We start from the raw sequence: 17368 nt of genomic DNA on the forward strand, positions 1-17368 counted from the left end.
GCTTCGCATGATACGCAGCGCATGACGAAAGCGGCCGCCGTGGATGCCGAACCAAGTTCAGCATGACGAAAAAGGAAAAGGCGCAAAAGATGCATTCAGGCGTGCATCCGATATTGCTTGAGCAGGTCGTAAAGCGTCGGTCGGCTGATACCGAGCAGCTTGGCCGCCAGCGAGATATTGCCCTCGCTCTGCGTCATTGCGCGGCGGATCGCGACGCGATCGGCCGCTTCGCGTGCACTCCGCAGGTTGAGGTAATCCTCACCCGCCTCGCCTTCGCTGGCCGCAAGATCGAGGTCCCCCTTCATCACCAGCTTGCCGTCGGCCATGATCACCGCACGCTTGATACGGTTTTCCAGCTCGCGGACATTGCCTGGCCAGCGCCCTTCGTCGATGGCCTGAAGCGCGTCGGGGGCGAAGCCGCGGACCGCTGGGTTCATCGTCGGCGCATATTGATGAAGGAAATGCCGCGCGAGCAGCACCGAATCGCCCGGCCGCTCGGCCAGCGACGGGATCTTCACGACCATCTCGGCAAGCCGGTAGTACAGGTCGTCGCGAAAGCTCTGCTCGGCGATCATCGCGTCCAGGTCGCGGTGCGTGGCGCAGACGATGCGCGTATCGACCGCGATCGCCTTGCGCCCGCCGATGCGCTCGATCGTCCGCTCCTGAAGGAAGCGCAGCAACTTGACCTGGAGCGGCAGCGGGATGTCGCCGACCTCGTCGAGAAAGAGCGTGCCGCCATGCGCCAGCTCGATCTTGCCTTCGGTCGTCTTGACCGCGCCCGTGAAGGCGCCTTTTTCGTGCCCGAACAATTCGCTTTCGAGCAAATTCTCGGGGATCGCGGCGCAATTGATCGCAACGAACGCGCCGTCGCGCCGCCCGCTCGCTTCGTGCAGGCCGCGCGCTAGCAGCTCCTTGCCGGTGCCGCTGCCGCCGAGCAGCATGACCGACACATCGAGATTCGCGACGCGCTCGATCGTGCGCGCGACCTTCAGCATTTCGGGTGCGCCGGTAATCATGCCGCCGAGAACGCGATTGTCGCTGCTCCCCTGCCCCGCCAGCCGTGCATTCTCGACCTCGAGCTCGCGAACATGGAACGCCCGGCGGACGATCAATCCCAGTTCGTCGATGTCGATCGGCTTTTGATAAAAATCCCACGCGCCGTTCGCGATCGCCGCCAGCGCGCTCGCGCGTTCGCCATGCCCGGACACGACGACGACTTTCGTGTCGGGCTTGTTTTCAAGGATCGCCTTCAGAACGCGAAACCCCTCGCGCGTGCCGTCGGGATCCGGCGGCAGGCCCAGGTCGAGCGTGACCACCGCCGGCTCCTCGGCGCGAAGCAGCTCGATCGCGCTGTCATAATCGCCCGCGATCAGCACCTCATATCCGTCATACGCCCATTTGAGCTGCGCCTGCAGCCCGGGATCGTCCTCGACCACCAGCAGCTTGCGAATGTCGGTCCTGCCCTCGCTCATGTCTTTGCAACTTTCATGATCCGCTCGTCGGCTGCGCTGTCGGCACGCGCGTCGGCCAGCGGCAGCCACAAGGTGAAATTGCTGCCTCTGCCCGGCTCGCTCGCCACTTCGATCGAACCGCTCATCGCCTGCGCCAGCTGAAGCGCCTCGAACGCCCCGATGCCGAAGCCGCCCTCCTTGGTCGAGACGAAGGGTTTGAACAGTTCGTCGCGGATGAAGGCGCGCGTCATGCCGATGCCCTGGTCGATCACATCGATCCGGGCGCGGCCCTGTTCGGCGACCGCGATGACCTGCACCGTCGTGTCCGCAGGCGAAGCGTCGATCGCATTGGCGACAAGATGCTGGACGATCTGCCGGATCGATCCCGCATCGCCCCACGCAGAGAGCCCAGCCTGGCACCCCACGAACAGCGCGCGGCGCGCTTTGGCTTCGGCGGCAATCGCATTCAGTACCGGTTCGACCAGCGTCCGTTCGGCCTCGGCCGTCCGCCCTCGCTCGCGCGGCGACAGGCGGACGAGCAGATCGGCGAGGCGCCCCGACGAAATCTTCAGCGTCTCGACCATGTCGGCCCGAAAGGCCGGCTTGTCGGCGTGGCGCTCGGCATTGCTCGCGAGCAGGCTGAGCTGGCTCGCCAGATTCTTGATATCGTGCATGATGAAGGCAAAGCGCCGGTTGAATTCGTCGAAGCGCTTGGCTTCGGACAGCGCCGCCTGGCTCTGCGATTCGGCGAGATAGCTTGCCGCCTGCTGGCCCGCGATCCGCAGGACGTCGAGGTCCTCCCAATCGAGCGCGCGCGACACCGGCGGGCGGTGCAGCACCGCGACCGCAATCATCCGCTGGAAATGCAGCACCGGGACAACCACCCAGGCGCGGCTGTCGGTCATCAGCCAGGCCGGAATCGCCAGATCCTGCTCGTCCGCCGGCCGGCCTCGCCGTTCGGCGTCCAGGTCGACGATATGCCGCGTTTCCTGCAGCATGAAAGCCGACCGCAATGACAAGGCGCCCTCTTCCTCGATCCCTGCGGGCCAGTGCCACTGCTCGGCAACGCGAAACGCGCCGAGCGGGTCGGGCAGCATCAGCAGCGCGCCGGGACTGCCGGTCAGCTCGGCCAGCGCCTTGGCCACGCGGCGGTGAAGGTTGCGGTCGTCGTCGCCGCCGCTCTGAGCGAGCGTCGCGGTGAAGCGCATCCATTCGGCCCGATAGTCGTACCGATGCTCGAAGAAATGCTTCGAGATCATCACCGACAGCCACGCCCGCGCCCGCTCCGACAGCAGCAACAGGCCGCCTGCGCCGAGTGCGAAGATCAGAAACGTACCTTGCGCCAGATCGCCATAGTCACCGCCAACCAGCCGTGCCACGGCACCGACAAGCCCGATCAGGACCAGATAGGTCGCCGCGCCGATCAGGATCAGCGTCCGCATCGCAGCGGTGCGCGACAGGCGGATGCGCTCGCGCCCGACATCCATCGCAGCGACGACGAACGTCGGCAGCATGAGCAGCGCCACCGCCGGCAACAAGTGGATCAGCGTCAACGCCGGTTTGCCGGTCAGCGCGCCGATCAGCTGGACGTTGAGTTCATACGCCCACAGCATCGCAAAGCCGCCGGCGACCGCCATCACCGGCATGCGCAGCGCTGTGCTCGCTCGCCGCACCGCGCCATCGACGACGAGCAGTCCGCCCGTCGCGACAATCATCGCCGAAATCGCCAGCGTCGGCCCCAGCCATTCGGCGGCATCGGCACCGCGCTGCCAGTGCGCAGCGCCGCCGATCAACAGCATCGCGGCGCTGATCGTCACCAGCAGCCGCAGCACAAGGCGCAGCGGACGCGACATCGGCGCCGCCTTCGACCAGAAAGTTGCGCGCAACCAGCCGAGCATCGCAAGGTCGCGCAGCGCCTGCGCGACCAGCGCCTGCGACGACCCCGGCGACCAGATATAGAACGCGGTGCACCAGGCGGCGGTCGCTGCCGCGGCAAGGGCAAGCCAGCGCGGTGCCGGCATCAGCACGATCATCCGGCTGCGCGGCCGCGCGAACAGCCACAGCGCCACACCCGCGAACGCCGCGAGCGCGAGCGCCGACAGAATCTCGGAAAGACCGGAGAGCGCCACGATCAGCGGGCCCCCTCCGGCCACAGCACGACGCGAACCGTCTGAAGCAGGATCAGCAGGTCCAGGAAGGGCGAATAATTTTTGGCGTAATAAAGATCATATTCCAGCTTGACCCGCGCATCCTCGACCGATGCACCATAGGGATAGTTGATCTGCGCCCAGCCGGTCAGTCCCGGCTTCACCATGTGGCGCTCGGCATAATAGGGCAGCTGCTCCTCGAGTTCCTCGACGAAGCTCGGCCGTTCGGGACGCGGGCCAACAAAGCTCATATGCCCTTTGAGCACGCACCACAGCTGCGGCAGCTCGTCGATCCGAAGCTTGCGGATGATATTGCCGACGCGCGTGATGCGCGGGTCATTCTCGGCCGCCCAGACTGCCCTGCCCGCGACTTCGGCGTCGGTGCGCATCGAACGGATTTTCACGATTTCATAGGGCTCGCCGAACAGGCCGACGCGCGCCTGGCGATAGAAGATCGGCCCCTTGCTATCGAGTTTCACGGCAATCGCCGCGATCGCGACCAGCGGCAGGCCGATCACCAGCACGATCAGGCTGGCCAGAATGTCGAACACGCGTTTGCCAGCCTTGGAAATCCGCTGTCCTGCGGAAAAGCCGTCGGAAAAGATCAGCGCGCTGGGGTTCGTCGTCGCCAGATCAACGCGCCCTGTCTCGCGCTCGATGAAGCTGGCGATATCGTTGACGTGCACACCCGTTGTCTTGACGCGCAGCAAGTCGCCAAGCGGCAGCGAGTTTCGCCGCTCCTCCATCGCCAGCACCACTTCGCCGGCGCCAAGCGCGACGACATGCTCGGACAGATTGGCGATGGCCTCGCGCGCTACCGCCGCTTTCATGACCTTCTCGCCGCCCGACATCGCGACGAAACCCGCGATCGCGATCCCGCTCCCCGGCGCGTCGGCCAGCGCCTGAAGCCGCGCCGCGCGCGTTCCCGCGCCGAGCACCAGGATGCGCCGCTTGAAGGCCTCGGCCCCGGCGCTTTGTGTCAGGATCAGGCGAATGACGAACAGCGCCAAAATCGCAAGCGCCATCGCGTACAGGCTGTTGACGCGCCACAGCGTCGCGGTCGGCAACAGAAAGCCGACGACCGAAAGGAAGATCACGCCGAGCGAAACGGCGGCGAGAAGGCGCGCGGTCGCAAATTTCATCGACCGCAATGCTTCGTTGCCATACATTCCGGTCGCCATCATCGCGAGCGAATTGGCCACCGCAAAGGTCGTCAGCGGCAGCCAGCGCGCCCCGAGCAGGCCCGCATCGAAACCGGCAAAATGGGCATAGAGGCGCCACGCCGCCTCGGCCGAACCGAGCAGCGCGAAGAACTCGATGAGCGCCAGCCAAACCACCGCGTGCGGCACATAATGTTTGAACAATCGGAACATGGAAAAATCGGGCCCTTTCGGGAGCCGACCCTAGCAAGGAGGCGTCAACTGTCGGTTAATTTTACACTTGTTTCTTGGTCCCATCGGGGGGTGACCGGGGCCGAGCAAGGCGATACAGCACCGCCATGACTGTTTTGATTCAGCCCGTCATTTTGTGCGGCGGCGCGGGCACCCGGCTATGGCCGGAATCGCGCGGCAACCGGGCAAAACAATTTCTGCCGCTGCACAGCAGCCACAGCTTGTTCCAGCAGACCGTGCGGCGGACGCCCGCAGGCGCGGGCTTCGGTCCGCCGGTTGTCGTCTGCGGCGATGGCCATGTCGCATCGGTTCGCGAGCAGATGGAAGACCGCGAAGCCAGCCTGCTCGTCGAGCCCATGCCGCGCAATACTGCAGCGGCCATTGCGCTCGCGGTGGCGCGCTCCGACGCCGATACGCTGCTCCTCGTGATGCCCAGCGATCATGTCATCGCGGACGTTTCGGCCTTTCACGCCGCCATCGCGGTCGGCGCAAAGCTGGCACAGCAGGACTGGCTCGTCACCTTCGGCATCACCCCCGACCGTCCCGACACCGGCTTTGGCTATATCGCCAGCGGCGACGCGCTCGATGGCGGCGGCTTTGTCGTCGATCGCTTTATCGAAAAGCCGCCGCTGGACGAGGCTGAAACGATGCTCGCTGCCGGCGGCTATAGCTGGAACGCCGGCATCTTCCTGTTCCGTGCCGGTCGGATGCGCGACGCGATGCTCGAACATTGCCGCCCGATCTTCGAAGCCGCCGATCGCGCCGTCGCGGCGGGGATGTTCGACGGCGACGCCTTCTACGCCGATGCCCCCGCGTTCGAACGCGCACCGTCGGATTCGATCGACTATGCCGTGATGGAAAAGGACGATCGCGTCGCCGTCGTGCCGGTTGCGATGGGCTGGTCCGATCTGGGAAGCTGGCACGCGGTCCATACGCTTGCCGAGGACAAGGATTCCGCCGGCAACGCGCTGACCGGCGATGTGTTCGTGCACGACAGCAAAGGCAATCTGATCCGCGCCGGCGGCAAGCGCGTGTCGATCATCGGGATGGAGGATGTCGCGGTGATCGTCGATGGCGACGATATATTGGTGATGCCGCTGAGCCGCTGCCAGGATGTACGCGCGGCAGCAAAAGCGCGCAAATAGCTGCCTGATCGGCCCATTCCTCGGGGTCGTCGATGACGGCGGACGAAGGGAAGCGGACGATTTTGATGTGTTCCCCGGCGAAGGCCGGGGTCCATGACGTCAGGGGTGCGGTGGATCCCGGATCAAGTCCGGGATGACGAAGGCGCGAATGTCCGCTGATCACCCACAACCGGACAACCGGAGCAGTATCGGCAGGCCGGCGAAGGCGCCGATTCCTACCCCGGCAGATCCGCCGCCATCAACTCCAGCCGCATCATCTCCCAGTCGGGAAAGCGCCAGAAGGTCGGGCTGTCGCGGCCGAGGATACGAGGATTTTCGGCCGACGGGGCGATCGCGCGCTCGAACGGCGCGCATTCGGCCAGCGTGTCGCAATCGAAAAAGACGCGCACGACCACATCCTCATACGCCTCGCCATCGCTGCCCATGACCAGACCGAGTTCGCCCGTCGACAGCCGGACCAGCGTGCCGACCGGATAGATTCCCAGGCTGTCGGCGAATCGGTCCAGCAGGCCCTCGTCGAAATGGCCTGCCCAGCCCTTCATCTCGGTAAGCGCGTCGCACGGCGTCCACGCGTTCTTGTAAGGCCGGTCGGAGGTGACCGCGTCATAGACATCGCAAATCGCGCCCATTCGCGCGAACAGCGACAGCGCTTCGCCGCGCAGGCCATCGGGATAGCCGCGGCCGTCGAGCTTTTCGTGATGGCGAAGGCACACTTCGAGTGCTGCTTTGGGGACGCCCGGCGAACTTTCGAGCAAGGCATGGCCCGCGAGCGGATGCCTTTTGACCGAGAGGAATTCGCCCTCCGACAGGCTGCCATTCTTGTTCAAGATGGCTTCCGATATCGCCACCTTGCCAACGTCGTGGAGCAGGCCGGCGACGCCCAGATCCTGCACGACCGGCTCCTCGAGACCGAGGTGGCGCGCAAAGTTCATCATCAGCGCGCAAACCGAAACCGAGTGAAGATAGGTATATTCGTCCTTCTCCTTCAGCCGGACCAGGTTGATCAGCGCCTTCGCGTCGCGCTCGATCGAATTGCCGATCGCGCGCGCCAGCGGTACCATGCGTCGCGCCTCGACCGCCCGGCCGAGACGTGCCTTCTCAAACATATCGACGACCGCATCGTGCGACCGGTCGATGGCCTGCCGGGCGCGGCGACATTCGCCGTTATAACCGAGCTTGCGGCGGGGCTCGTCTCGCTGCGGCACCGCTTTCGCCGCAAAGGCCATCGGTTCGCGGCGGACAGGAAGCGGCGCCTCTCGCGACGGTGCGGAACGGCCCACTGGCGCGCGCGACAAAGGTTCGGCGGCCGCAACGCTGCTGCGGCTCTGATCGATCACCAGCCCGTCGATCGACGAATTGCGGATACGGAGCAGCTGTTCGGCGGTCTCGATGCGAAAATGCTTCGTCCAGAACGGATGGTCGAACCACGACCCGTCAAAGGCGTGGACGAACATGCCGATCTCGACATCCTCCGGTTTGATCCGAACCAGCATTCCTTCGGTCCCAATGGCCAATGACGCCCCAGCAGACGTCAAGCTTCGGAGTCATAACGGCTTTTCTTTCCGAGAGTTTAGCGTCGACGCGTCATCGACGCGTCCGGACCCCGTCAATCGCCGGCGAAATCGAACGCGCTCACGCCACGTTCGCCCTCGCGGAAGCGCAACGGGCGGCCAAGCGGCGGCATCGAGCGCTGGATGCAGCCCGTCCGCGTGCAGCGTCGGCAGCCAAGTCCGATCGGCGTTGCCGGGCTGCGCATCAGGTCGATCCCGCGCGCCGCGATCAGCGGCGCCGCGACCTTGGCATCGACCCCCACGCATACGGCGAAGCGCGCCGGCGTGCCGCTGCCGGTCGCGCCGGGCGCCGCAACGCTGCGCGACTGGGTAAACCAGCGCGATCCGTCCTCGATCTCGACCAGGTCGGCGATCACCTCGCCGGGCCGCGAAAAGGCTTCATGGACGCCCCACAGCGGGCATCGCGCGTCGCCGTCGACCAGCGGCGACTGGCTGGCGCCGGCATAGCGCTTGCTCCCCTGCCCCGCGCGGTCGACGCGCAGCATGAAGAAGGGCAGGCCGCGTGCGCCAACGCGCTGGAGCGTCGTCAACCGGTGCGCCACCTGCTCATAGCCGGCGCCGAACCGCCGCTGCAGCAGCAGCAGGTCATACCCCGTCGCATCGCAGGCGCGCAGGAAGCGCCCATAGGGCATCATCAGCGCGGCAGCGAAATAATGGATCAGATGCCGCTCGAACATTCGCGCGGCGGCGGTTTCGGCAAACTCGGCGCCCGCGACGAGTGCGTCGATCTCGGCCTTCGCCTCGATCTGCGCGAGCGTGGCCGCGGCCTGGAAGGTGCGCGAGGCAGGGCGGAGCAATTCGCTGAGCATCAATTGCCGCGCGTGCCAGTCGAGCCAGCGCAACCGGTCGGGCATCACGTCGCTCGGCAGGATGCGGATGCCCAGTTGGTGTCGCGTGCGCAGCCGCTCCGAAATCGTGCCATAGAGATCGCCGCCCGCAAGCCGCAGTTCGTCGGCCAGTTCCTCGGCGCGCGCGTCCAGATCGGGAAAATGATTGCGCCATTTTTCGATCGCGCGGCGCACGGCGGCAACTTCGGGCGCATCGCCTTCACTTGGCGCGCGTCCTTCGGGCGCGGCATCGAACAACCGCGCAAAGGCCGCGGCGGTCGAGGGCGCGGTCTGCATCCACTCCTCGACTTCGTGCGTCCCGATCCCCAGATCGGCGAAGCGCGGATCGGCCAGGCGCCGCCGCAGCCCCGCGAGCCCGCCGGGCAGATCCTCGGCTCCCAGCTTCGCTGCATCGAATCCAAAGCGTTCGGCAAGCTTTACGATCACCGTCGCGCTCAGCGGGCGCTGGCCATGCTCGATCAGATTGAGATAGCTTGGCGAGATCGCGAGCGCTTCGGCCATCGCCGCCTGCGTCATCCCCGCCTCGCGCCGCACCTTGCGCACCGCCGGCCCCGCAAACACCCGCCGCTCCGCCATGAATTGTAACTTTCTTTACTAATTTACACGCTGATTTACACCTTATCGCTGTAATTCACAAATATTATTGACAAAGCTTTTCACTTTGCGCGGCTCTTTCGTCAACTTCCACCCATCACCTCCTCACAAGGACTCAAACGATGGGCTACCAGGACGACATGGCACAGGCAGGCCGCCTCATCCGCGACTATGACGGCACATGGGACGGCATCAGCGGCGAAAGCATCGCCCGCATGCGCGCCCAGAACAAGTTCAAGACCGGTCTTGACGTCGCGCGCTACACCGCGCGGATCATGCGTGCCGACATGGCCGCCTATGACGCCGACCCAGCGAACTACACCCAGTCGCTCGGCTGCTGGCACGGCTTCATTGCGCAGCAGAAGATGATCTCGATCAAGAAGCATTTCGGCACGACGAAGGGCCGATACATCTATCTCTCGGGCTGGATGATCGCCGCGCTCCGCAGCGAATTCGGTCCGCTTCCCGACCAGTCGATGCATGAAAAGACCAGCGTTCCCGCTCTGATCGAGGAAATCTATACCTTCCTGCGTCAGGCCGACGCGCGCGAACTCGGCGGCCTGTTTCGCGAACTCGACGCCGCGCGCGCCGAGGGTGACGAGCTCAAGGCGAAGCAGATTCAGTCGGCGATCGACAATCATGAAACACACGTCGTGCCGATCATCGCCGATATCGACGCAGGCTTCGGCAATGCCGAGGCAACCTATCTGCTCGCCAAGAAGATGATCGAAGCCGGCGCCTGCGCGCTGCAGATCGAGAACCAGGTTTCGGACGAAAAGCAGTGCGGTCACCAGGACGGCAAAGTCACCGTCCCGCATGAGGACTTCATCGCGAAGATCCGCGCCTGCCGCTACGCCTTCATGGAACTCGGCGTCGAGGATGGCATCATCGTGACGCGCACCGACAGCCTCGGTGCCGGCCTGACCAAGCAGATCGCTTTCTCGAAGGAACCCGGCGATCTGGCCGACCAGTACAACAGCTTCCTCGATTGCGAAGAGGTCACAGGTGCGGGCAACCCCGGCGATGTGCTGATCAACCGCGACGGCAAGCTGATGCGTCCGAAGCGCCTACCTTCGAATCTCTATCAGTTCCGAGCCGGAACCGGCGAAGACCGCTGCGTCATGGATTGCATCGCGAGCCTGCAGAACGGCGCCGACCTCTTGTGGATCGAGACTGAAAAGCCGCATATCGATCAGATCGCCGGCATGGTCGATCGCATCCGCAAAGTCGTCCCCAATGCCAAGCTTGCGTACAACAATTCGCCGAGCTTCAACTGGACGCTGAACTTTCGCCAGCAGGTGTTCGACGCCTGGAACGCCGAAGGTCGCGATCTCGGCGCTTACGACCGCGCCAGGCTGATGAGCGTCGATTATGACGGCACCGAGCTCGGCGACGAAGCCGACAACCGCATCCGTACCTTCCAGCGCGACGCCGCGAAACGGGCGGGTATTTTCCACCACCTCATCACGCTGCCGACCTATCACACCGCAGCGCTGTCGACCGACAATCTCGCCAAGGAATATTTCGGCGACGAAGCGATGCTGGGCTACGTCAAGGGCGTCCAGCGCGCCGAAATCCGCCAGGGTATCGCGTGCGTGAAGCACCAGAATATGTCGGGCAGCGACATCGGCGACGACCACAAGGAATATTTCGCCGGCGAAGCGGCCCTCAAGGCCGCGGGCAAGGACAATACGATGAACCAGTTCGCCGCTTAAACGAGTTCGGCGCGAGGGGCACGTTGCACCCCCTCGCGCCACCCTTCTTGGCGCGGGGGCGCCTTGCAACCTGACGCCCCCGCGCCTCCCGAGCTTTCCTGGGGAGGAAAGCCTGTCCGTCGGAAGCCCTTGGGCCTCCGGCGGACATTTTTATTGCGCTTTCGTTTTAACGGCTTGGCCATTGTGACAACGCTTACCTCTTGCAGCAGTGCATCGGGGTATGCATTATGGTGCAACGCACAAAACTCTCCCCAAGGTAAAATCTATGAGCGACAACCGGCTGAAGCTGATGGAAGCGATCGCGCGCCGCCGCCGCATCACGGCGCAATATAATGGCACGCGCATGACGCTGGCCCCGCACCAGCTCTTTGAGCGCCACGGCGCGCTGTTCGTCAGCGCGCTCAATCTCGACAAGGCATGGCGCTCCGACGACGAGCGACGCCTGGGCCATTTCAAGCTCGACGGCCTTGGCCAGCCCGAGCTCGAAGAGGAAGAGTTCGAGCCGCTGCCTTCCTTCGAGGCCGCGGCACCGCGCGACGACGACGTCCTGCTGATGGCAGTATAAGAGGCGGGCGCGGCCGCCCGCCCCTACCTTACACGACCGCGGTTTCGTCCGCCTTTGTCTTGACCAGCGACCAGATCACGCCGCCTGCGATCAACGCGACTGTCACGCCCAGACTGACGAGCGGCGGGAATTTGTCGCCGCCGAGAAGGAAGTCGGCGACGAAGATCTTCGACCCGATGAAGACGAGCACCAGCGCGAGCGCATATTTGAGATAGTGAAACCGGTGCACCATCGCCGCGAGCGCAAAGTACAGCGCGCGTAGGCCGAGGATCGCCATGATGTTCGACGTATAGACGATGAAGGTATCGGTCGTGATCGCAAAGATTGCGGGCACGCTATCGACCGCGAACACGAGATCGGCGAGGTTGATCACGACAAGCGCGAGGAACAAGGGCGTCGCCGCGAGTGCAAGCTTGCCGGTCTTCGTGTCGGGCACGCGCACGAAAAATTTCTCGCCATGCAGTTCGTTTGTAATCGGGATGTGCCGCGAGAGCCATTTCACCACCGGATTGCCGGCTACGTCCATCGGCTTGTCGCCCGCGAACAGCATCTTCACACCGGTGAAGACGAGGAACGCCGCGAAGACATAGAGCAACCAGCCATATTCGGTGACGAGCGCTGCGCCGCCCGCGATCATGATCCCGCGAAGGACGATCACCGCGACGATGCCCCACAGAAGCGCGCGATACTGGTAGCGCGCCGGAATCGCGAAGGTCGCAAAAATCAGCGAGATGACGAAGATATTGTCGATCGACAGCGCCTTCTCGATGAAGAAGCCGGTGTAATATTGGAGGCCGGCCTCGCCGCCCTTCTCGATCCAGATCCATGCTCCAAAGGCGAGCGCGATCGAAATGTAGAGCAACGAGAGTTTCAGGCTCTCGCCAATCCCCATCTCCTTGTTTTCGCGATTGAGGATCCCGAGGTCGAAGGCGGTAAGCGCAACGACAAGGCCGATAAAGGCCAGCCAGAACCAGGCCGGGGTCCCCAGCCAGTCGGCGAACAGAAATTCCATGATATGATCCCTGGCATACGCCAAAGCCGCCGCCCTTGCGAGGCAGCGTCTCTGGTCGCTTCTTATGTCGGATTAAGTTGCGAGTGCGGGCGGGCGCGACAGCCGGGCGAGCCGGTTCCGGACCGCGAGCTTCAGCGTCTTGAGCCGCAGCAACCGGAACGGATCGGCGCCGCGGCGGCGATTCTCGTGGCGCAACGCGTCGTCGAGCTGACGATGCAGCATGGTCAGGCGATAAAATCGGGTATTGAGCGTCATGAAGGGCCTCCTGATTGGATAATCAAGCAGGTGACGCCGATGCCGGACCCGGGATTGAGGGGGGAGGTGGGCCCAGAGCATCGGTGTCACCCGATGCGGTCCGACATCACGTGGCGGAATTTCTTCCGCCGACGCCAGAGGGGCCCGGCCCGCATGGCTGGTATCTAGGATGTCCTGCTCCGGCTTACAAGGCTTTGCCCCTGCCCCATTCGTCGTGCTAGCCCGGAAAGGCATCGGATCGCCGAGCCAAGGGGGAGAGTGGATGACCGTTCTGATCGATCGCGATGGCCCGGTGACGATCGTCACCATCGACCGGCCGGCGAAGCGCAACGCCGTCGACCCCGACACCGCCGTCGCGCTGCGCGATGCGTTCACGGCTTTCGCGACCGACGCCGACGCTCGTGTCGCGATCCTGACGGGCAGCGCAGGACATTTTTGTGCCGGCTTCGACCTCGGCGCAGTCGGCACGTCGCGCTATGATCCCGACGGCCCTGGCCCGATGGGACCGACGCGCATGCTGCTCGACAAGCCGGTGATTGCCGCGGTCGAGGGCCATGCGGTGGCGGGAGGGCTCGAACTCGCGCTCTGGTGCGATATGCGCATCGCGGCGGAAAGCGCCGTGTTCGGCGTCTATTGCCGTCGTTGGGGGGTGCCGTTGATCGACGGCGGGACGGTGCGCCTGCCCCGCATCGTGGGTCAGGGCCGCGCGATGGACATGATCCTGACCGGGCGACCGGTCGCCGCCGACGAGGCGTATCGTATCGGCCTTGCCGATCGCGTCGTCGCCGATGGCGACACCTGCACCGCCGCGATCGAACTGGCAAAACAGATCGCCGCTTTCCCGCAAATCTGCCTGAATAGCGACCGGATCAGCGCCTATCGCCAGTGGGATTTCGATATCGCGGGCGCGCTCGCGCATGAAGCTCACGCCGGCGTTGTGCCTCTTCACGAAGGCGCGTCTCCCGGGGCGAAGCGCTTTACAGACGGCACGGGTCGCGGCGGCAGCTTTGCCGCGTTCAACGGAGAATGACGATGAGGATATGGATCGCCGCCGCCCTGCTCGCTCTGCCCCTGCCCGCTACCGCAGCGCCCGACATGCCCGCCGCCATCTACACCGACCCGGCGCCGGACAAGGTCCATCCCGCCGCGATGGAGGTCGTCCACATTCCAAGCGGCGGCGCCCTGATCAATGGCGTCGTCTATATCGCCGCGGGCGAAGGTCCGCATCCGACCGTCGTGCTCTGCCACGGCCTGCCCGGCAACGAGAAGAACCTCGATCTGGCCCAAGCAATGCGCCGCGCAGGCTGGACGGTCATCACCTTCAATTATCGCGGTTCGTGGGGCAGCCCCGGCGAATATCGTTTTGCGCAGAATCTGGAGGATGCGGACGCGGCCCTCGCCTTCGCGCGCGACGCCGGCAACGCCGCCAAGCTTCGGATCGATCCGAAGCGTCTGGTCGTCGTCGGCCACAGCATGGGCGGATGGGTGGCCGCGCTGACCGCGGCGCACGACAAGGATCTGATCGGTGCAGCGATGATCTCGGCAGGGAATATGGGCGTAATCGGCGGGCTGCCGCGCGACCAGGCGGTTGGCTTGCTTCGCGACAACGGCTTGGAAGCGCTCGCCGGAACAACGCCCGAAATCATGGCGGACGAGATTATCGCCAACAAGGATCGCTTCGATTTCGTGAAAGCGGCGCCGCGCCTCATGCAGACCAACCTGTTCGTCCTGACCTCTGACGACGGACTCGCGGGAATGAGCGACGCGCTGACCGCAGCGATCGAAACCGGCGGCGGCTCGAAACTGAAAACGCTGCACGTCGCGACCGATCATAGCTGGTCCGACGCCCGCATCCGGTTGCAGAGCGAGATTTTGAACTGGCTCGCGACGCTGACGGCGGTGGATTGATTGAGGTCCAGTGACGCCTAAAGCCACAAAAGCCCCGGACGCGCGCATCGAATTTGTGTCCTTTGTGGCTTTAAGACCGGATTTCGCGAGTTCGGGACAGGCTCGGGCGACACAAAATACGCATGGACGCACGAAACTGCTTCCAGTTTTGCTTCAGGCGAAGGAGCGAATATCGACGAAGTCAAAGAGCCAGAGCCGAGGCTGGCACAGCGGACCAATGTAGGAAAGCGGCATTTCGCGGGGCGGATGGCTGGTTGGGGGTGGGAAGCGGACAGTCACCCGACCCATGGTGCGCCCCGGCGAAGGCCGGGGTCCAGGGCGTTCGACAGCCGACGTTGCGTTCGCGCGCACTGGACCCCGGCCTTCGCCGGGGAGCACGTCTCGATCGTCTGCAATCGGTCGCTTGCTCTCCGTCATGCTGAACTTGTTTCAGCATCCATGGCCTGAGCTCTCCTTTCGCGCCGCGCCGAAGGAAACGGCAGCCCATGGATCCTGAAACAAGTTCAGGATGACGAGGCTATAAATGTCGCGTTCTGGTCGAAAGCGGTCATCGCTCCCTTTGTCATTCCCGCGAGAGCGGGAAGCTGGCGACCCGTCGTGTTCCCCGGCGAAGGCCGGAGCACCTGGGCCTGTCGAAGGGTCCGGGATGACGAAGATGGAGCGGGACGGGAAAAGAAGGTTCGCTTGCGGTCAATCGGACGCGGGCGTTCCGCCTATTTCTTCGGCATCAGGTTCATCGCCATCGCCGTCAGCGCCTCGGTCGCCGTCGAAATGACCGCAGGCGCATCGGGCGCCCAGAAGGGCGAATGGAGGCTGGGCAGGGTCCGCCCTTCCTTCTTCGCCGCATCGAACTCGGCCTGCGGGACGCCGCCAACCCAGATGATCAGGCTCTTGATGTCCTTATTCTCTTCGCGCGAGAAACGGCTGAAATCCTCGCCGCCCATCACGGGCGGCATTTGCATGACGCGCTTTTCGCCAAAGCGCGTTTTAAGAAAACCCGCCATCTCCTGCGTGAAATCGGGCGTGTTGAACATGGCGGGCGTGAACTCGTCCTTCTCGACCGTCACCACGGGCATCTTGTCGTCGGGGATGCCGGCGGCGATCGCTTCGCCCTTCGCGATCCGGGCGATACCGTCGAGCAGCTTCGCACGCACCTCGTCCGTATAGCTGCGCACTGTCAGTTGCAGCCGCGCTTCGTCGGAAATGATATTATGCTTGGCGCCCGCATGAAAGCTGCCGACGGTCACGACCGCGCTGTCGAGAGGGCTGATCTCGCGCGATACCAGCGTCTGCAACGTCGTCACGATCCGGCTCGCAAGCACGATCGGGTCCTTTGTCGCCTGCGGATAGGCGCCGTGCCCGCCGAGACCCTTCACCAGGATATCGACGCTGTCGACATTGGCGAGCGCATAGCCCGGCGTGTAGCCGATCATTCCGGCAGGAAAGCCAGCCGCGTCGTGGAAAGCGATCGCATATTGCGGCCGCGGGAAACGCGTGTAGAGCCCGTCGGCGAGCATCATCCGCGCGCCGGCGCCGCGTTCCTCGGCGGGCTGCCCGATCATCACCAGCGTCCCCGACCATTTGTCCTTGTTCGCTGCCATCAGCCGCGCGGTGCCGACCCAAGCAGTCATGTGCGTATCGTGACCGCAAGCGTGCATCACGCCGGTCTCGACGCCTTCCTTCGTTGTCACGCGCACCTTTGACGCACCGGCAAGCCCGGTCTGTTCGACCACCGGCAGTGCGTCCATGTCGGCGCGGACGAGCACGACCGGACCCGGCCCGTTCTTGAGCACCGCGACGACGCCGGTGCCACCGACCTTTTCCGTCACTTCGAACCCCAGCTTGCGCGCTTCGGCCGCCAGAACACCTGCCGAGCGCACTTCCATGAAGCTGAGTTCGGGGTTGGCGTGCAGATCCTTGTAGATATTCATCAGCGACGGCATCTGTTTCTGCACCTCGCCGCCGAGATCCTGCGCCGCGGCAGGCATGGTAAGCGCAAGGGCGGCAACGCCCGTCCACAAGATCCGCATCATATTTTCCCCTGTTGTCAGCTTGACGGTACGAGCTCGATCACGTCGAGCAAGGATTCATAAGCGGGCGACGGCAACACCAGCCGCCAGCGATTGTCGCCGATCCGTTCGACCAGCCCGGCCATGTCGCGCATCCGGTCGGAGCCATAGCTGACCGGCATCGACTCGTCGCCGAGCACCAGCGTACCCAGGAACACCTGTCGTTTCAGATTGTCGGAAAAGATCAGGCCGACCGGCCGCTGCGACCCGTTCACCTTCGTCAAGCTCATCAGCCCCTGCTCCGCCGAGACGCGGCAACGGAACCAGTCATAGGCGACATAGGCGAGCGTGCTGGCGCCCTGCGTCCCGATCTTGACCGTCCGGCACCGATATTCGCCGGGCGGAAGATGCGGGTTCGGCAGCGCGGCCATCGGCTGCAACAACACGCCTTCGCGGTCGATGCTGTCGCCGGAGCCCTTTGCGCGCGCATCGGCGAGCGCCGCTTCCCAGCTTGAATACCAGTTGCGGATGCGCTGCTTGTCCTGCGCGGTCGCCGTCGCGCGCCAGGTGCCCGCGGCGTCGACCTCGCCAGGCGGCGCGTCGGCCACCGCGGGCGGCGGAGGCGTCGGCTGCGGCGGCGGCGCCGTCTGGCAAGCACCAAGAGCCAGCCCCAGCGCAAGCGTCGAAATATATGGGATGCGACCCCGCATGATCCGTCCTTCCTGGTCGGTTATCGCTTAACCTTAGGAGGCGAAAG

General features: G+C 64.5%; 14 protein-coding genes. 5 read left to right on the plus strand and 9 right to left on the minus strand.

What is annotated here, in order from left to right; all coding sequences use genetic code 11:
• Positions 1 to 95: 95 nt before the first annotated feature.
• The 3 genes from prsR to ACO055_RS04150 are packed head-to-tail and all read right to left on the minus strand — an operon-like array spanning position 96 to position 4971.
• Positions 96 to 1472: a PEP-CTERM-box response regulator transcription factor gene (gene prsR / locus ACO055_RS04140; RefSeq protein WP_422061341.1), complete on the minus strand. Its 1377-nt coding sequence runs from the start codon at positions 1470 to 1472 to the stop codon at positions 96 to 98.
• Positions 1469 to 3580 carry an XrtA/PEP-CTERM system histidine kinase PrsK gene (gene prsK / locus ACO055_RS04145; protein ID WP_422061342.1) on the minus strand — a complete coding sequence of 704 codons (2112 nt, stop codon included), beginning with the start codon at positions 3578 to 3580 and terminating at the stop codon, positions 1469 to 1471. Before prsK ends, prsR begins: the two co-directional genes overlap by 4 nt.
• 2 nt (positions 3581 to 3582) lie before the next feature.
• The gene (locus tag ACO055_RS04150) at positions 3583 to 4971 is read right to left on the minus strand and encodes a TIGR03013 family XrtA/PEP-CTERM system glycosyltransferase (protein ID WP_422061343.1); all 1389 of its coding nucleotides are present in this window, start codon (positions 4969 to 4971) and stop codon (positions 3583 to 3585) included.
• Between the two features lie 125 nt (positions 4972 to 5096).
• Here ACO055_RS04150 and ACO055_RS04155 point away from each other — a divergent pair, with 125 nt between their 5' ends.
• Positions 5097 to 6134 (plus strand): mannose-1-phosphate guanylyltransferase, encoded by a 1038-nt coding sequence (locus tag ACO055_RS04155; RefSeq protein WP_422061344.1) that lies wholly within the window; start codon positions 5097 to 5099, stop codon positions 6132 to 6134.
• Positions 6135 to 6349: 215 nt separating this feature from the next.
• On the opposite strand, the gene ACO055_RS04160 is transcribed toward ACO055_RS04155, so the two are convergent.
• A complete protein-coding gene (locus ACO055_RS04160) occupies positions 6350 to 7627 on the minus strand; it encodes an HD-GYP domain-containing protein (RefSeq protein WP_422061345.1) in 1278 nt (425 codons plus the stop codon).
• A 113-nt stretch (positions 7628 to 7740) separates the two neighbouring features.
• The gene (locus tag ACO055_RS04165) at positions 7741 to 9129 is read right to left on the minus strand and encodes a helix-turn-helix domain-containing protein (protein WP_422061346.1); all 1389 of its coding nucleotides are present in this window, start codon (positions 9127 to 9129) and stop codon (positions 7741 to 7743) included.
• 140 nt (positions 9130 to 9269) lie between these two features.
• Here ACO055_RS04165 and ACO055_RS04170 point away from each other — a divergent pair, with 140 nt between their 5' ends.
• Together ACO055_RS04170 and ACO055_RS04175 are read left to right on the plus strand one after the other, a co-directional pair.
• On the plus strand, positions 9270 to 10862 hold the full coding sequence (locus ACO055_RS04170) for an isocitrate lyase (RefSeq protein WP_422061347.1): 1593 nt from the start codon (positions 9270 to 9272) through the stop codon (positions 10860 to 10862).
• A gap of 265 nt (positions 10863 to 11127) precedes the next feature.
• Positions 11128 to 11427 carry a WYL domain-containing protein gene (locus tag ACO055_RS04175; RefSeq protein WP_422061348.1) on the plus strand — a complete coding sequence of 100 codons (300 nt, stop codon included), beginning with the start codon at positions 11128 to 11130 and terminating at the stop codon, positions 11425 to 11427.
• Positions 11428 to 11455: 28 nt separating this feature from the next.
• On the opposite strand, the gene ACO055_RS04180 is transcribed toward ACO055_RS04175, so the two are convergent.
• Together ACO055_RS04180 and ACO055_RS04185 are read right to left on the minus strand one after the other, a co-directional pair.
• The gene (locus ACO055_RS04180) at positions 11456 to 12439 is read right to left on the minus strand and encodes a TerC family protein (protein ID WP_422061349.1); all 984 of its coding nucleotides are present in this window, start codon (positions 12437 to 12439) and stop codon (positions 11456 to 11458) included.
• A gap of 72 nt (positions 12440 to 12511) precedes the next feature.
• Positions 12512 to 12694 (minus strand): DUF465 domain-containing protein, encoded by a 183-nt coding sequence (locus ACO055_RS04185; RefSeq protein ID WP_422061350.1) that lies wholly within the window; start codon positions 12692 to 12694, stop codon positions 12512 to 12514.
• 262 nt (positions 12695 to 12956) lie between these two features.
• Here ACO055_RS04185 and ACO055_RS04190 point away from each other — a divergent pair, with 262 nt between their 5' ends.
• Together ACO055_RS04190 and ACO055_RS04195 are read left to right on the plus strand one after the other, a co-directional pair.
• On the plus strand, positions 12957 to 13724 hold the full coding sequence (locus tag ACO055_RS04190; RefSeq protein ID WP_422061351.1) for a crotonase/enoyl-CoA hydratase family protein: 768 nt from the start codon (positions 12957 to 12959) through the stop codon (positions 13722 to 13724).
• Between the two features lie 2 nt (positions 13725 to 13726).
• Positions 13727 to 14602 (plus strand): alpha/beta hydrolase family protein, encoded by an 876-nt coding sequence (locus tag ACO055_RS04195; protein WP_422061352.1) that lies wholly within the window; start codon positions 13727 to 13729, stop codon positions 14600 to 14602.
• A gap of 713 nt (positions 14603 to 15315) precedes the next feature.
• Here ACO055_RS04195 and ACO055_RS04200 read toward each other — a convergent pair.
• Both ACO055_RS04200 and ACO055_RS04205 read right to left on the minus strand, forming a co-directional pair.
• On the minus strand, positions 15316 to 16635 hold the full coding sequence (locus tag ACO055_RS04200; RefSeq protein ID WP_422061353.1) for an amidohydrolase: 1320 nt from the start codon (positions 16633 to 16635) through the stop codon (positions 15316 to 15318).
• A 14-nt stretch (positions 16636 to 16649) separates the two neighbouring features.
• Complete coding sequence (locus tag ACO055_RS04205) at positions 16650 to 17321, minus strand: DUF4893 domain-containing protein (protein ID WP_422061354.1); 672 nt, start codon at positions 17319 to 17321, stop codon at positions 16650 to 16652.
• Between the last annotated feature and the right edge of the window lie 47 nt (positions 17322 to 17368).

The organism is Sphingopyxis sp. (assembly GCF_965227415.1).
Classification (GTDB): domain Bacteria; phylum Pseudomonadota; class Alphaproteobacteria; order Sphingomonadales; family Sphingomonadaceae; genus Sphingopyxis.